A 16,648-nucleotide genomic window follows, 5' to 3' on the forward strand; every position below is an offset into this window, starting at 1 on the left:
AGTTGTTGTTAAACAAAGAGTACAGTAAAATATAGAATAAGAACATATGTTTGGTGGTGGGAAAGTGCAAAGTAAGTTAATGGAAAAGTTGTTAGCAGGATTAAACCCAGAACAAAGGAAAGCTGTCCAGCACACAGACGGTCCTTTATTATTAATGGCTGGTGCTGGAAGTGGAAAAACGAGAGTATTAACTCATCGAATTGCTTATATTATTCGAGAAAAAGGAGTAGCCCCGTATAATATTCTAGCGATTACATTTACAAATAAAGCAGCCCGTGAAATGAAAGATCGTGTAGCGCAAATTGTAGGAGGAACAGCAGAGAACATTTGGATCTCAACCTTCCACTCGATGTGCGTTCGTATTTTAAGAAGAGATATTGATCGAATTGGTTTTAGTAGAAACTTCACAATCTTAGATGGATCCGATCAACTGTCTGTTATAAAACAAATATTAAAAACGAAAAATATCGATCCGAAAAAGTTTGAGCCGAGAAGTATTCTAGGCACGATCAGCTCAGCTAAAAATGAATTAAAACGGGCAGAAGAATTCTCAAAAACGGCAAGCAGTTTATATGACCAAACAGCTGCAGAAGTATATGTAGAATATGAAAAACAACTAAAGAAAAACCAATCATTAGATTTTGATGATTTAATTATGACGACGATTCGATTATTTAAGTTAGTGCCTGAAGTACTAGAGTTTTATCAAAGAAAGTTTCAATATATTCACGTCGATGAGTATCAAGATACAAACAAAGCACAATATGTATTAGTTAATATGCTCGCAGAAAAGTATAAAAACATTTGTGTTGTTGGGGACTCGGATCAGTCGATTTATCGCTGGCGTGGAGCCGATATTGCAAACATTCTTTCATTTGAACAAGATTATCCAACAGCGACGGTTATACTGTTAGAGCAAAATTACCGATCAACCAAAACCATTCTAGAAGCAGCAAACAAAGTGATTGAAAACAACTCAAAGAGAAAACCGAAAAGGCTTTGGACTGAAAATGACGAAGGATGTAAAATTGTCCGCTATGAAGCCGATACGGAGCAAGATGAAGCATACTACGTTATTGGGAAAATAAAAGAAGTAACACGAAATGGCCATAGTAATTCTGATATAGCAATCCTTTACCGTACGAATGCACAATCGCGTGTAATGGAGGAATTACTCGTTAAATCAAACATTGAATATAACATCGTTGGTGGAACGAAATTCTATGATCGTAAAGAAATCAAAGATGTGTTGGCCTACTTACGTCTAATTGCCAATCCTGATGATGATATTAGTTTACAACGTATTATCAACGTCCCTAAGCGGGGAATAGGAGCTGCAACAGTTGACCGTATACTAGAATATGGAGCGGACCAAGGCATCTCCATGTTTAAAGTATTACAAGAAATTGAACAAGTCGGCCTAAGTGCGAGAGTTGTCGGTAAGCTCGAAGATTTCTCACAACAGATGAACAACTGGATTAATATGCAAGAGTACTTATCTGTTACTGAATTAGTAGAAGAAGTGATTGAGAAATCAGGCTATCGAGACATGTTAAAAAATGAAAAAACATTAGAAGCACAAAGTCGTTTAGAAAATATTGATGAGTTTTTATCGGTAACAGTTGAGTTTGAAAAAAGTAGTGACGACAAATCGTTAATTGCCTTTTTAACCGATCTTGCTCTTGTTGCTGATATTGACAAACTTGATGAAGATACTGAAAAACCAACCGAAGTGGTCACGTTAATGACGATGCACTCGGCAAAGGGATTAGAATTCCCGATTGTGTTTATTATTGGAATGGAAGAAGGCGTTTTCCCTCATAGCCGATCTCTCTTTGAAGAAGAAGAAATGGAAGAAGAACGCCGCTTAGCATATGTAGGGATTACTCGAGCGGAGCAGCAATTATTTTTAACGAATGCAAGAAGCCGTACGTTATTTGGACGAACAAGTACCAATGCTCCTTCTCGTTTCTTAAAAGAAATCCCAGAGTCATGTCTAGAAGAACCGGCAAAACCTGAACCGGTCTGGGCAAAAACATCACGACCAAGCTCATTTAGTGCTCCTAAACGAAATGTTGCATCTACTCGACCGGTCGCTTCCTCATCAGGTGGAGAAGGCTTCCAGTGGTCTGTAGGTGATAAAGCGGAGCACGGGAAGTGGGGAATTGGTACCGTAGTCAGTACAAAAGGCGAAGGTGAACATATCGAACTTGATATTGCCTTTCCAAAACCAGTAGGTGTTAAACGATTAGTTGCCAAATTTGCCCCAATCAAAAAGGTGTAATGAAAGGACGATTACATGGAAAAGCATGAAGCGAAATCTCGGATCGACCAATTAAGAGAGCTTCTAAATGAATATGGTCATCACTACTATGTATTGGACAAGCCAATCGTTTCTGACGCGGAGTATGACCAACTAATGCAAGAGCTTATCTCTTTAGAGGAACAACATCCAGAGTTTTTAACAGATGATTCTCCTACCGTTCGTGTTGGAGGAGAACCACTGCCATTTTTTGATAAGGTACAACATGATGTTCCTATGTTAAGCTTAGGAAATGCATTTAATGAAGAGGATTTACGCGATTTTGATCGTCGTGTGAAACAAGGGTTAAACGGTGCTGAACCGACATATAGCTGCGAATTAAAAATAGATGGCCTGGCGGTTTCGCTCAAGTATGAACAAGGAAAGTTTACCCGCGGGGCTACTCGCGGAGATGGATCTGTCGGCGAAGACATTACCCAAAACTTAAAAACGATCCGTTCGATCCCATTGCGACTAAAGGAAGAAGTGACTTTAGAAGTTCGCGGCGAAGCATTTATGCCGAAACGTTCATTTGAAAAATTAAACGAAGCAAAAGAGGCCGCTGGAGAAGAAAAGTTCGCCAACCCTAGAAATGCCGCTGCTGGTTCGCTTCGTCAATTAGACCCAAAAATAGCGGCAAAACGTAATCTTGATATCTTTTTATATTCACTCGGTCGAATTGAAAACGATCAGATTACTTCCCATCATCAAGCATTGAATTATTTACAAGATTTAGGATTAAAGATTAATCAAGAAAGCCGCCATTGTAAAACCATCGATGAAGTCATTGACTATGTTCAAAGCTGGGTGGAGAAAAGGCCAAACTTGCCATATGAAATTGATGGTATTGTAATTAAGGTGGATGAGCTTGACCAACAGAAAACACTTGGATTTACAGCAAAAAGTCCACGTTGGGCGATTGCTTATAAGTTCCCAGCTGAAGAAGTGGTTACAAAGTTAATTGGGATCGACTTGAATGTCGGGCGGACAGGAGTAGTTACTCCAACAGCTCTGCTAGAACCTGTTACAGTTGCTGGTACTACTGTGAAGAGAGCTTCATTGCACAATGAAGACCTAATTCGTGAAAAAGATATTAAAATCGGTGATTCCGTTGTCGTAAAAAAAGCAGGTGACATCATCCCAGAGGTTGTGAATGTACTTCTTGAATTACGGACAGGAGAAGAGAAAAATTTTCATATGCCGACACATTGTCCTGAATGTGAAAGTGAACTCGTCCGCCTTGAGGGTGAAGTAGCATTACGCTGTATTAATCCAAAGTGTCCGGCGCAAATCCGTGAAGGGTTAACTCATTTCGTTTCTCGTAACGCAATGAATATCGACGGATTAGGTGAACGAGTCATAGCACAACTTTTCGTTGAAGGGCTTGTAGAAGATGTTGCTGATATTTATAAGCTAGAGAGAGCGCGATTGCTGCAACTCGAAAGAATGGGTGAGAAATCGGTTGATAACTTACTCAGTGCCATCGAAGCTACAAAAGAAAACTCACTTGAAAAATTACTATTTGGTCTAGGAATCCGTTTTGTTGGTGCAAAAGCGGCGAAAACGTTAGCGATGCACTTTGAGACGATCGAAGCACTTCAAGAAGCTGATTACGAAACATTGAAAGCAGTAAACGAAATTGGTGAAAAAATGGCCAATTCAATAGTGAACTACTTTCAGCAGGAAGAAGTAATCGAATTAATCAATGAGCTAAAAGAACTAGGTGTGAGTATGACATATAAAGGGCCGAAGCTTCCGTCTGCTGAAGACGTTCAGGAAAGTCCGTTTTTAGGTAAAACGATTGTACTTACAGGGAAATTAGCTCAGTTAACAAGGGATGAAGCAAAAGAAAAAGTCGAAGCTCTAGGTGGAAAAGTAACTGGAAGTGTCAGTAAAAAAACCGATCTAGTAATTGCTGGTGAAGATGCAGGCTCTAAATTAGAAAAAGCTCAACAGTTAGGGATTACGGTATGGAGTGAAGAACAATTTATCCAAGAAACGACTAACTAGTTTGGTTAGATGAATAACCCTCCTCTTAAATAAACGTTTGTTTAAGAGGAGGTTTACTACGGAGTAGGAGTGATGAAGATGATTAAACGAGCGATACCCTTTGCTCTTTGCAGCGTCATCTTTTTGTCAGGTTGTTTTCCTTTTTTACAGCCAGAGGAACAGTTAATAGAAGAGGAAGAACAAGGGGAAGACCAAATTGTTGAATTGAGCCCGGAAGTATATACACCTGAAAACTACTATCGGAGTGTTCTATATGATGGGTCTTATACGCATGGTGAAAGTAGAGGCTTTAGTAATGCTGTCGTATACAATCGTCTTGATATCGAACAGCTAGAGTTAGGTTTAATGGGGCTGGCTAACGAAAGATTTGATCCAGAAAAGTATTTCTTTAGGGAAGGCCAGTTTATCTCTCGTGATGAACTTAATAATTGGTTAATGCGAAATCATGAAGACGATAATCCTTTAGGTTTAAATCCGCCTCTCGGATCAGGGGATACGCTAAGAGATCAAGAAGAAAACCAACCTCGTTATTTATCGCACATATTAGAACATAATTATTTGGTAGAAAATTCAAACGGACAGCTGGAGTTAGGTGGAGTGGTCATTGGCCTGTCTATGAATACGGTTTATAACTATCGTATTTTTGATGATCAAGGAAGAATTTATCGATACGAAGTTGATATTGATCAAAATAAAATGGAGGCTGAAGGAAAGCGAATGGCTGAAGAAATTGTTGCTCGTTTGCGCTCTCCTAATCGTGAAGAAGGGGCCTTAGAAAATGTTCCAATTATCGTCGCATTGTTTCAAGAAGAAAGACGAGAAGCAATTGTTCCCGGAAATTTCATCATGAAGGGTATTGCTGAGCCGCAACGTCAAGTTGACAGATGGCAAGCAATTAATCATAAGTACTATTTTTATCCTTCTACTCGTGCAAACAATGAGCAGCGAAATGATGCGGAACGTTTCTTAAAGTTTAAAGAAGAAATCAATGATTTCTTTGATAACTATGTCGGTGTCGTAGGTAAAGGGTTTTATAAAGATGAACAGCTTACAGAACTGACGATAGAAATTCCGATTCGTTTCCAAGGGAAGGCTGAAATCATTGCACTTACACAATTTTCAGCCGATCGAATTGCACAACGTTTTCCAAGTAACCTAAAAATACAAGTATATATTACATCTGTATCTGGACATGAGGCTCTTATTGTTCGCAATCCGAATGAAGATCCTTTTATCCATATTTACAGATAACGCAGTTTAAGTTCTTAAGCAAAAGAGCGTTAGTTGAAGAAAAAGTTAATAAAACACCAAAAACGCAGAGGGTGAATAAAACCACTGCGTTTTTTTTGTATGATTTTATTGTATAAAATTAGGCGATTAACTCTGTTACTCCTTTGTAAATGTAGTTTTCTAATTCACAATCCACTTTTTTTGTGTGTCGAAAATCTAGGAAAGGAAAACTCTTTACTTTTTATAATGCTATTTTCAAAGTTTGGGCGGATAGGCAAGCTACGAAAACGTGCTTTAGGCAATAAGTTACTGTATAAGATGAAGGGAGTGAGAAAATGGGCAGGCGAATAAATCATACTGAAAATGACGTGAACGCGTTAGCGAGGCTCATGCTGGCCGAAGCGATTGGTGAAGGCGTCGAAGGGATGGATATGGTAGGAACGGTTGTGGCCAATCGGGTTGAGGCAGACTGTGAACCTGACTTCAGAAATTTACGCAATATCAGACATGCTATCTATCATGAGATACCAGGAACTGGAATACCTCACTTTGAACCTGTTTTAAATGGAGCCTTGTATACACAGCGTCCCACAGAGGAGGACCTGCAGAGGGCCAGGAATATATTGAATGGTCATAGGAATCCTCGAGCCCGAATGAACTTGTGGTTTTTTAATCCGAGTCCAGGGCAAGCATTTCGTGACCCTTGTACCCCAACGATGCCAAGATCGCCCATGACGCAGTTCGATTTTGCACACAAGAATCATTGTTTTTATGTCGGTATACCGGGCTACTGCCCTGAGTTTTATCGATGATTAATAAAAAGGAGATGAACTTATCATGACTTGCGGAAACTCTAGTTATAATCCAATGAGCTTTTCCCCTGGTTTTTATCCGTCTACTATGATGCAAGCACCTGCTATACAACAACCAACTGGCTTCCCGATGGGTATGCATTCTGGACCTGCATATAATGTGCCTGTTGTTCCGATGGGAACTGGACAGATGCTGCCGACAGGCAGGGTGGAAGAATCATTTATTGAAAATATCCTGCGCTTTAACAAAGGCAAGGTTGGTACATTCTACTTTACTTACCAAGGGAACAATAGATGGAATGCAATGGTTTACCAAGGTCGTGTGGAAACGGCTGGCCGTGACCATATTATCATTAGTGATCCTGCCAGCGGTAAACGCTACCTGCTGCTGATGGCAAATCTCGATTGGGTAGAGTTTGATGAACGAATTAACTATCCTCACATGGAAATAAGTCCGGCTGTCCAATTGGATGTATCGGAGTGATGTTGTAGAACTCTAAAACCAGCTGCCATTTAGTTTTTTAATCATGTTCCTAATGTTTAATAGTATCATCGTTGCTGTGCTCAGCTTTTGGATCGTGACGATCATCTCTGCGCCTGGTGTATAGCAAAGTAAATAACTGAAACTTCTTGGCGACTGAAAGGTCGCCTTTTCTCATTTTCAGCTCTTCCTCATCAAACAAAACGGCACAGAATTATTATTCAATTAAATGAATAGTTACTATATATAGTGTGCTATAAACCATATTTTTGAAATTTATTGCTGTATCAATATTCATTCACTTTTAGGTGTAATAATCATTTAAATGTTCGTACATCTTTAATATGTTAAAGTATTAGAAGCGTCCTCATTCAACCTCATTCAATTATAATGGATCTGTTTAAAAGTCAATTGAAAATATTTTGAACATTGTCAGGAAGTTAGGTGCATAGATTTTGCATAAAGGGGGTGTAGGAATGGAACATCAACTAACGTTGGCTACATCTGTTTTACTATGGGTTCCCATGCTTTTATTAATTGTTTTTTCATTAGTAAGTTTGATTAAAGAAAGGAGAGAATAACTTTGGAGGTTGCAACGTTATTTACGTTTATAATTTATCTTGTTGGAATGTTGGCTATAGGAATTGTTGCTTATCGTTTAACTAACAATCTATCTGACTACGTCTTAGGCGGTCGCAGGCTTAATGGAAGTGTTGCTGCATTAAGTGCGGGTGCTTCGGATATGAGTAGTTGGTTGCTTTTAGGTTTACCAGGTGCTCTTTATATCGGTGGAATGGGTGAAATTTGGATAGCGGTAGGCCTTGCAATTGGTGCGTATCTAAACTGGCAGTATATTGCTGCTCGTTTAAGAAAGTATACAGAAGTCGCAAATGATTCTATTACTCTACCAGACTTCTTCGAAAATCGGTTTCACGACAAATCAAAGATCCTTCGAGTGGTGTCAGCCCTAGTTATTCTGCTGTTTTTTGCCTTTTATACATCAGCAGGACTTGTGGGGGGCGCGTTGTTGTTTGAAGCTTCTTTTGGAATGACTTATACTCAAGCACTTTGGATTGGTGCGATTGTTATCATTTCTTACACCTTTTTAGGTGGCTTTTTAGCGGTTAGTTGGACAGATTTCTTTCAAGGGATTTTGATGTTTCTTGCATTAATAATTGTTCCGGTTGTTGCTGTATCTAAATTAGGTGGTTGGCAATCAACGCTAAATGCTGTCGGTGAAATTGATCCTGCCTATTTAGATGCGTTCCAAGGGGCTACTATTTTAGGAGTTATTTCATTATTAGCGTGGGGATTAGGTTACTTTGGTCAACCTCATATCATAACGAGGTTCATGGCTGTAAAATCAGTAAAGGAAATTCCCAAAGCACGCTTTATAGGGATGACGTGGATGGTTCTCGCATTATTTGGAGCTATTTTTACAGGTTTTGTTGGGATTGCCTACTTTTCAGTGAACGGACCAGAAGCAGCCATTTCAGCTGGGGCTCATGAGACGGTATTTATCTTGTTTACTCAAGTTTTATTCGATCCTTGGGTAGCAGGCTTCCTTCTTGCTGCTATACTAGCTGCGATTATGAGTACAATTGATTCGCAGTTGCTTGTTTCGTCAAGTGCTTTAGCTGAAGATTTTTATAAAGGCATGATACGAAAAAGTGCTTCAGAAAAAGAGCTCGTTTGGGTTGGGAGATTAGGTGTTGTTGCCATTGCGGTGATCGCCATCATTCTCGCCTACAATCCAAATAATTCAGTATTAAATTTAGTCGGTTATGCTTGGGCAGGGTTTGGTGCAGCATTCGGACCACTGATCATTTTCTCTTTATTCTGGAAAAGGATGACACGCAATGGAGCTCTTGCTGGTATGCTTACGGGGGGAATTACGGTTGTAGTATGGGATCTCTTATCAACACCTCCAAATGGTCCGGATGGAACGCCGCTGCCGCAATCAGAAGCGATTATTCCGTTTGGGCTCTATGAAATCGTTCCAGGGTTTATCTTTGCTGTCATTGCGATTGTAATCGTTAGTTTACTAGGCAAGGTACCTAACCAAAAGATTCAAGAAGAGTTTGAGCGAGCAAGATTATAACAGAAGCTCTGGCATACTGACTCGTTTTAGAATTTTTTAAAGGTTAATCAATCAGGCAAACCTTGAGGATAAATCTACTATCCTCAAGGTTTTTTAATAGATTTCTTGAGATTAAAGACTTGAATGAGTGAAAATTGGAGAACCTAATACTTTCTGTAATATTTCGATAATTTGTCAAGTGTTGTTATAATGGGGTTTATTGCCTATTACTACGTAATTTGGTATGATCTATTTATTGTGAAAATGAACGATTTTTGGAGGTGGAAGGATGGCACGTATCACAAAGGACGAGGTGAAGCATGTCGCGAACTTGGCACGCTTATCTGTTACAGAAGAAGAAGCTGAGATGTTTACAAAACAACTAGATGCAATCATCTCATTTGCTGAGCAGCTAAATGAGTTAGATACGGATGGCATTGAAGCGACAACGCATGTATTAGATGTGAGAAATGTAATGCGTGAAGATGAGGTAAGAGAATCGTTACCGAGGGAAGAGGTATTAAAGAACGCACCAGATGAGCAGGATGGACAAGTTAAAGTTCCGTCGATCCTTGAGTAGAGGAGGGGTATAAATGTCGTTATTAGAAGGAAGTATTTCAGAAATACATAATCGTTTACATAATAAAGAAGTATCTGTTTCAGAACTCGTAAATGCATCTTACGACAGAATTCAAGCTGTTGATGAGAAAGTTAAGGCATTTATTACGTTAGACGAGGAAAAAGCAAGAAATTATGCAAAAACATTAGATGAGGCACTCAGTTCAAATGATAAAAGAGGTCTCCTTTTTGGGATTCCAGCCGGTATCAAGGACAATATCGTCACAAGAGGGTTAACGACCACTTGTTCAAGTAAATTATTAGCTAATTTCGAGCCTATGCATAATGCAACTGTAATTGAACATTTGCAAGGTGCTCAGTCTGTAACGATCGGTAAGTTGAATATGGATGAATTTGCAATGGGGTCTTCTACGGAAAACTCTGGATTTTTTAATACAAAAAATCCATGGAATACTGATTATGTTCCTGGTGGTTCTAGTGGAGGTTCTGCAGCATCTGTAGCAGCTGGAGAAGTTGTGTTCTCATTAGGTTCAGATACTGGAGGATCGATTCGCCAACCTGCATCCTATTGTGGAGTAGTTGGACTCAAACCAACGTATGGACGTGTTTCGCGTTTTGGACTCGTTGCTTTTGCATCTTCTTTAGATCAAATTGGGCCGATTACTCGTTCGGTTGAAGATAATGCTTTAGTTCTTCAAGTGCTTGCAGGCTACGACAAAATGGATTCTACTTCAGCGAATGTAGAAACATCGGACTACCTTTCAGCGCTGACAGGTGAAGTAAAGGGATTAAGAATTGCTGTACCAAAAGAGTATTTGGCTGAAGGTGTTAACGAAGATGTGAAAAACCGTATTTTAGAGTCACTAAAAGTGCTTGAAGGAATGGGTGCTACATGGGAAGAAGTTTCCCTGCCTCATTCTAAATATGCAGTTGCCACGTACTATTTACTAGCTTCTTCTGAGGCTTCTGCTAATTTAGCTCGTTTTGACGGTGTGCGCTATGGTGTACGTTCAGATAACGCTGCAAACTTAATTGAAATGTATAAAGAAACACGAAGTAAAGGTTTCGGTGATGAAGTGAAGCGCCGAATTATGCTTGGGACGTATGCATTAAGTTCTGGCTACTACGATGCTTACTATAAGAAAGCTCAAAAAGTTCGTACTTTAATTAAAAAAGACTTTGAAGATGTTTTTGAAAACTATGATGTGATTATTGGGCCAACAGCACCGACAACGGCATTTAAAATTGGTGAGAAGATCAATGATCCATTAACTATGTATGCGAACGATATTTTAACGATCCCAGTGAACTTAGCAGGTGTTCCAGCTATTTCAGTTCCATGCGGTTTAGGGGAAAATGGAATGCCAATCGGATTACAAATTATCGGTAAGCATTTTGATGAGAATACCGTTTACCGCGTAGCTCATGCATTTGAGCAAGCAACAGAACATCATAAAGCGAAACCGGAACTTTAAGGGGGGATAAACAAATGAAATTCGAAACGGTAATTGGATTAGAAGTCCACGTCGAGTTAAAGACAAATTCAAAAATCTTTTGTGGCTGTTCGACTGAGTTTGGTGCCCCGCCGAATACACACACATGTCCAATTTGTTTAGGACATCCAGGAGTACTGCCAGTTTTAAATAAGCAAGCTGTTGAATATGCAATGCGAGCGTCGATTGCGTTAAATTGTGAAATCGCAGAAGAAACAACGTTCGATCGAAAAAATTATTTCTACCCAGACAGTCCAAAAGCGTATCAAATTTCTCAGTTTGATAAACCAATCGGGGAACACGGATCGATTGAAATTGAGGTGAACGGTGAGAAGAAAACGATTGGGATCACACGGATTCACCTTGAAGAGGACGCAGGAAAACTTACACACTCAGAGTACGGTGACTACTCGTTAGTTGACTTTAATCGTGTAGGAACGCCGTTAATTGAAATTGTATCTGAACCTGATATCCGGACACCGGAAGAAGCCTATGCTTACTTGGAAAAATTAAAAGCAATCCTTGAATACACGGAAGTCTCTGACTGTAAAATGGAAGAAGGATCATTACGTTGTGATGCTAACATTTCTCTTCGTCCAGTTGGACAAAAAGAATTCGGTACAAAAACAGAGCTTAAGAATTTAAACTCATTTGCTAACGTTCAGAAGGGCTTAGCGTATGAGGAAGTTCGTCAAGAAAGAGAACTGTTGGAAGGAAACGTGATTCATCAAGAAACTCGTCGTTGGGATGATGGTAAGAAAGAAACGATCTTAATGCGTGTAAAAGAAGGATCAGATGACTACCGTTACTTCCCGGATCCAGATCTCGTCTCTATTTTTATTGATGAGGAGTGGAAAGAGCGTGTCCAAAGCCAAATCCCAGAGCTTCCTCATGAGCGCCAAGCTCGTTATATAGCTGAGCTAAACCTTTCAGATTATGACGCGCAAGTATTGACGGCTTCAAAGGCGATGTCAGATTTCTTTGAAAAGACATTAGCTCAAGGCGGCGATGCAAAACAAGTGGCTAACTGGTTAATGGGTGATGTGTCAGCGTACTTAAATTCAAATAACAAAGAAATTGGTGAGGTACCATTAACACCTGAAAGCCTTACAAAAATGATCTCTTTGATTGAAAAAGGAACGATTTCATCGAAGATTGCTAAAACAGTCTTTAAAGAAATGATCGAAAATGGCGGCGATCCAGAAACGATCGTAAAAGAAAAAGGACTCGTGCAAATTTCAGATGAAGGAGAATTGCGCAGCATCGTTGTAGCTATTCTTGATAATAATCAACAATCTGTAGATGATTTTAAAGCAGGAAAACAAAAAGCGATTGGTTTCTTAGTCGGTCAAGTGATGAAAGAAACAAAAGGGAAAGCTAACCCGCCAATGGTTAACAAGCTAATTACTGAGGAGATTGGCAAACGTTAAGCTTGGTATGATGAATATGCAAATAGGGAACACACAGGCCCTTATTTTGTCCACAACGGTGAATTTCTTAGTAATAGGGCATTAAGAGGTCGTTATTTAGTACTAATTGTTACGTTTTTTTAACGGTTTTAAGCAAATAAGGCCTCTGGAGTCCACAAGTGACCTAAAAAGGTGATTTCCGTTAAAATAAGGACCTTATGAGCCCGTAAAAAAAAGCAACGAACAAATAAGTCAGAGTAATTTACAAAATTGCAGTTTTTTCATACAAAAACGGTCTCGATAGTGTTTAGGAGTAATACTTCCAACACTATTAGAGACCGTTTTTTATATATTAATATTCGAAGGTGTCTAGCGCATCGTCCATCGAGACTTTACTAAACGGGCGGTAGCACTTTTCTAAATTAGTTTTATGTTGGATTGGGTCGTTCTTTCATTACAGTTTCTTTCTTCCGTTCTTTTAGTTTTTTAGGACCCATTTCAGCATTTAAAGATTTAACCATTGAGAAGGCCATCGCAATTAGAACAAACGTTAAAGGAAACGCACTAACGATAATCGCCGTTTGTAAGCCTGCTAATCCACCAGTATACATTAAGATGGAAGCTGAGGCTGCTAATAGGATCCCCCACACATATTTAATAATATTGGGCGGCTCTAAACTTCCATTTGTCGTTTGCATACCAAGTACAAATGTAGCTGAATCAGCGGATGTAATAAAGAAAACGGTAATTAAAAACAGGGTAATAATAATCAACAAGGCACTTAGCGGCAGCTGTTGAAAAACTAGAAATAAAGCTGTTTCAAGAGTTTGCTCGGAGATTGGAATACCTAAATTGTATTCAAGATGAATACCGGTACCGCCAAAAACGGCAAACCATAAAGCACAGACAATCGTTGGAATAAATAAAACAGCCACTACGAACTCTCTAACGGTACGCCCTCTCGAAACACGTGCAATAAATGTCCCGACAAACGGAGCCCATGCAATCCACCACGCCCAATAAAAAATCGTCCATCCTTGTATCCAAGCCGCATTATCCGCATTAAAAGGGGCCAATCGTAATCCCATCGCAGGTAAATTTTGAATATAAGAACCTAAAGTTGTAGTAAAAAGCTCTAACAAGAACACAGTAGGACCAAGGAAAAGTACACCGAAAAATAAAAGTACGGCTAATATCATATTTGTATTGCTCAAATATTTAATCCCTCTTTTAATTCCAGTGCCGGCTGAAATGAGGAACAGCACTGTGATGATTGCTATAATTACCAGTTGAATACTAAATGTATTAGGAATACCGGTAACGTAGCTCAGTCCTCCATTAATTTGAGCTGCACCTAGACCGAGGGAAGCAGCAACCCCAAAGATGGTAGCAAAGACCGCAACGACATCAATCACTCCGCCAATCGGTCCTTTTGTTTTCTCTCCTAATATCGGATATAACGTAGCACTAATTAATCCAGGATAACCTTTTCTGAATTTAAAATAAGCCAGTCCTAACGCAATCGTAGCGTAAATTGCCCACGCATGAAATCCCCAGTGGAGATATGTATACCTTAAAGCCTGAGTAGCTGCCGCACTCGTCCCAGCCTCGCCTAAAGGAGGGTTAGCAAAGTGCGAAATTGGCTCAGAGACACCGAAAAAAAGGAGACCAATACCCATCCCAGCGCTAAACAACATCGCAAACCAAGTCGGTCGACTGAACTCTGGTTTATCCTCATCTTTCCCGAGTTTTATTTTACCGTAGCGACTGAAAATGAGAAACAAAGCAAAGATAAGAAAGAAAGTAGCCGCTAGTTGGTAGAACCAACCAAAGTTTTGTAAAAAGAAGCCTAATGTAACATCCATAACACTAGTTAACTGATTTGGTAATAGGACACCCCAAAGTACGAATACAATTGCAATTACAACAGATATCCAGAATACCTTAGTCGCTTTCTCCATATGTACACGCTCCTTCCGTTTACCATAGTTTTTCTTGGTTTTTATTTCTTTATGTGTTTTTAAAACGTTTGGTAATATGTAGTAGAGTTGCATAGTTATAAGCAAATCGAAATTTTGTTAAAGCGCTAAAATTTTGCAGGATAATTTAAAGTGCACATTAATTGGTTTATTTTCTATAATGATGAAAATTGGTACTAACGCGAAAGAAATTCAGCATATCTTTTTCCGAACAAATAGGGAGAGGGTGCAAAGATGGAATGGGAAATGGTGGTTTCAATTTTATATGAATTTGGTTATGGGGGCTTATTTCTGTGGCTTTGGCTAGGAATGTTTATTTTTCCTGTTCCTAATGAAGTCATTGTAATAAGTATCGGGTGGTTATCTCACGGTTATTTAGAAGCTATTCCAGCTTTTGCCGCAGCTTACTTTGGTATTATTGCTGCCACGACAACGACATTTTTATTGGGTCGGTTTGCTGGCGCCCCTCTTCTAAACAAATTGAAAAACAGAAGTGTTATAAGAAAAGGCAAGAAAATGATTGATGATCATGGCACCTATGCACTGGTTTTCTGTGGCTTTTTTGCTGGATTACGACATGCGATTCCGTTTTTATGCGGAACTCGGAAATTATCATTCGTAACATTTGCGGTAGTTTCATATACTAGTTGTTTCATATGGTGTTCTCTTTACTTTGCGTTTGGACGATTTATCCTTGTTACTGGGATTGAAAACCTACAACAGCACAATCTATACCTGGTTTCGGTTGTTGTTTTTGCGATTGCTGTCGTCGGCTTTTTCTTAAGAAATCTCTTTCGAAGTAAGAGAGAGGATGAAGCAACAACCTATACAAGTTAGTAAATTTTGAAATTAATTTTAAAAAATAAAATAGTTTGTCTTTGAAATATTTCGGTACCCGTAATAAGATATAGGTATCGATTTTTTATTTTTTTGCAGAAGTCGAAGCCGCCTACCAGAGGAGCTGCTACATATTAGATTTAACATTTATAAACAATAGGCGTAACCAAGCATGCATTTTATTAAGGAGTTGTTGCACATGAAGGCAATTATTAATGCACATATTTTAGGTGAAAATGAAATCACAAAAGGGACACTTTTATTTAAAGACGGAAAACTAATTAGTGTTGGGAAAGAAGAAGATGTAGAGATTCCAGCAGAAGCAGAAGTCATTGATGCAAAAGGAAGATACGTGACGCCTGGATTTATTGATGCACATACCCACTTAGGAATTGATGAAGAAGGTGTACGTTGGGAAGGGCAAGATTATAACGAAACAACTTCAGCTGTAACGCCGCATTTACGTGCGATGGATGGAATTTATCCGTATGACCAAGGGTTCCATGATGCGGTAGCATCAGGAGTTACAACAGCTCAAGTATTACCGGGGAGTGCAAATGTCATTGGCGGTTTAACAGTCTGTATTAAAATTAGACTTGGAAAATCAGTTGATGAGATGGTTGTCCGTCAGCCGTCAGGATTAAAAATTGCCCTTGGTGAAAACCCTAAAGGAGCTCACGGTAATCATGGAAGAGCACCTAAAACTAGAATGGCTGTTGCGGCTATCCTTCGTGAACAATTTTCTAAAGCGAAGCACTATATGGAAAAGAAGAAAAACGGGGAGAATGTGTTTGATTTTGAATTAGAGGCTTTACAACTAGCTCTTGAAAAGAAAATTCCTGTTCGTGCTCATGCGCACCGTGCCGATGATATTATGACAGTAATTCGAATTGCCAAAGAGTTTGATTTGGATTTAAGTGTCGAACATACAACAGAAGGACATCAAATTACCCACTTGTTAGCGGAAAGTGGTGCGAAGTTTACAGTCGGCCCTACGATTTCAAGCCGTAGTAAAGTAGAGTTAAGAGATAAAGGCTGGCAGACATATAAAGCTTTAGAAGAGGCGAATATTCCATTTGCCATGACGACAGATCACCCTGTTATTCCGATCCAGTACTTGCAAACCTCTGTAAGCATTGCTGTAAAAGAAGGTTTGTCAGAACTGACGGCATTAAAATCAGTAACAGAACATGCAGCTTCCGTATTAGGTATTGAAGATCGTACAGGTACACTCGAAGTGGGAAAAGATGCTGACATCGTGATTTGGGATGCGCATCCGCTAAGAGAAAATAGCTACGCATGGAAGACGTTTGTAGATGGGGAGCTTGTGTACGAGCAAGACGAAAAGTAAAAAGATGCATTAAAAGGGATGTCAGAAAAAGTTGTGTGATATCACTTGTGTAAGAAGCATGTATCCCTTATCATACAAGTTAGTA

The 16,648-nt window shown here is 39.3% G+C and carries 12 protein-coding genes; 11 read left to right on the forward strand and 1 reads right to left on the reverse strand.

Annotated elements, in window-relative coordinates; translation table 11 throughout:
• Positions 1 to 79: 79 nt before the first annotated feature.
• The 9 genes from pcrA (at position 80) to gatB (ending at position 12,417) form a co-directional block, all read left to right on the forward strand.
• Positions 80 to 2,284: a DNA helicase PcrA gene (pcrA, locus tag AC2VNP_RS14800; protein WP_486918116.1), complete on the forward strand. Its 2,205-nt coding sequence runs from the start codon at positions 80 to 82 to the stop codon at positions 2,282 to 2,284.
• A 15-nt stretch (positions 2,285 to 2,299) separates the two neighbouring features.
• Positions 2,300 to 4,312, forward strand: coding sequence for an NAD-dependent DNA ligase LigA (gene ligA / locus AC2VNP_RS14805; protein WP_486918063.1), 2,013 nt, complete (start codon positions 2,300 to 2,302; stop codon positions 4,310 to 4,312).
• 78 nt (positions 4,313 to 4,390) lie between these two features.
• Positions 4,391 to 5,563 carry a CamS family sex pheromone protein gene (locus AC2VNP_RS14810; protein WP_486918064.1) on the forward strand — a complete coding sequence of 391 codons (1,173 nt, stop codon included), beginning with the start codon at positions 4,391 to 4,393 and terminating at the stop codon, positions 5,561 to 5,563.
• A gap of 368 nt (positions 5,564 to 5,931) precedes the next feature.
• Positions 5,932 to 6,354, forward strand: coding sequence for a cell wall hydrolase (locus AC2VNP_RS14815; protein ID WP_486918117.1), 423 nt, complete (start codon positions 5,932 to 5,934; stop codon positions 6,352 to 6,354).
• Between the two features lie 25 nt (positions 6,355 to 6,379).
• Complete coding sequence (gene gerQ / locus AC2VNP_RS14820; protein ID WP_486918065.1) at positions 6,380 to 6,838, forward strand: spore coat protein GerQ; 459 nt, start codon at positions 6,380 to 6,382, stop codon at positions 6,836 to 6,838.
• A gap of 580 nt (positions 6,839 to 7,418) precedes the next feature.
• Positions 7,419 to 8,936: a sodium/proline symporter PutP gene (gene putP, locus AC2VNP_RS14825; protein WP_486918066.1), complete on the forward strand. Its 1,518-nt coding sequence runs from the start codon at positions 7,419 to 7,421 to the stop codon at positions 8,934 to 8,936.
• Between the two features lie 268 nt (positions 8,937 to 9,204).
• Complete coding sequence (gatC, locus tag AC2VNP_RS14830) at positions 9,205 to 9,495, forward strand: Asp-tRNA(Asn)/Glu-tRNA(Gln) amidotransferase subunit GatC (protein WP_275119816.1); 291 nt, start codon at positions 9,205 to 9,207, stop codon at positions 9,493 to 9,495.
• 13 nt (positions 9,496 to 9,508) lie between these two features.
• The gene (gene gatA / locus AC2VNP_RS14835; protein ID WP_486918067.1) at positions 9,509 to 10,969 is read left to right on the forward strand and encodes an Asp-tRNA(Asn)/Glu-tRNA(Gln) amidotransferase subunit GatA; all 1,461 of its coding nucleotides are present in this window, start codon (positions 9,509 to 9,511) and stop codon (positions 10,967 to 10,969) included.
• A gap of 14 nt (positions 10,970 to 10,983) precedes the next feature.
• The gene (gatB, locus tag AC2VNP_RS14840) at positions 10,984 to 12,417 is read left to right on the forward strand and encodes an Asp-tRNA(Asn)/Glu-tRNA(Gln) amidotransferase subunit GatB (RefSeq protein WP_486918068.1); all 1,434 of its coding nucleotides are present in this window, start codon (positions 10,984 to 10,986) and stop codon (positions 12,415 to 12,417) included.
• A gap of 407 nt (positions 12,418 to 12,824) precedes the next feature.
• Here the strand turns inward: gatB and AC2VNP_RS14845 are convergent, their stop codons facing one another.
• Entirely contained in the window at positions 12,825 to 14,357 is a 1,533-nt protein-coding gene (locus AC2VNP_RS14845) for a glycine betaine uptake BCCT transporter (protein WP_486918069.1), read from the reverse strand.
• A 252-nt stretch (positions 14,358 to 14,609) separates the two neighbouring features.
• Here AC2VNP_RS14845 and AC2VNP_RS14850 point away from each other — a divergent pair, with 252 nt between their 5' ends.
• A complete protein-coding gene (locus AC2VNP_RS14850; protein ID WP_486918070.1) occupies positions 14,610 to 15,212 on the forward strand; it encodes a DedA family protein in 603 nt (200 codons plus the stop codon).
• 199 nt (positions 15,213 to 15,411) lie between these two features.
• Positions 15,412 to 16,563, forward strand: coding sequence for an amidohydrolase (locus AC2VNP_RS14855; protein WP_486918071.1), 1,152 nt, complete (start codon positions 15,412 to 15,414; stop codon positions 16,561 to 16,563).
• The last annotated feature ends 85 nt before the right edge of the window (positions 16,564 to 16,648 follow it).

It is taken from the genome of Alkalihalobacterium sp. TH-98, assembly GCF_057473385.1.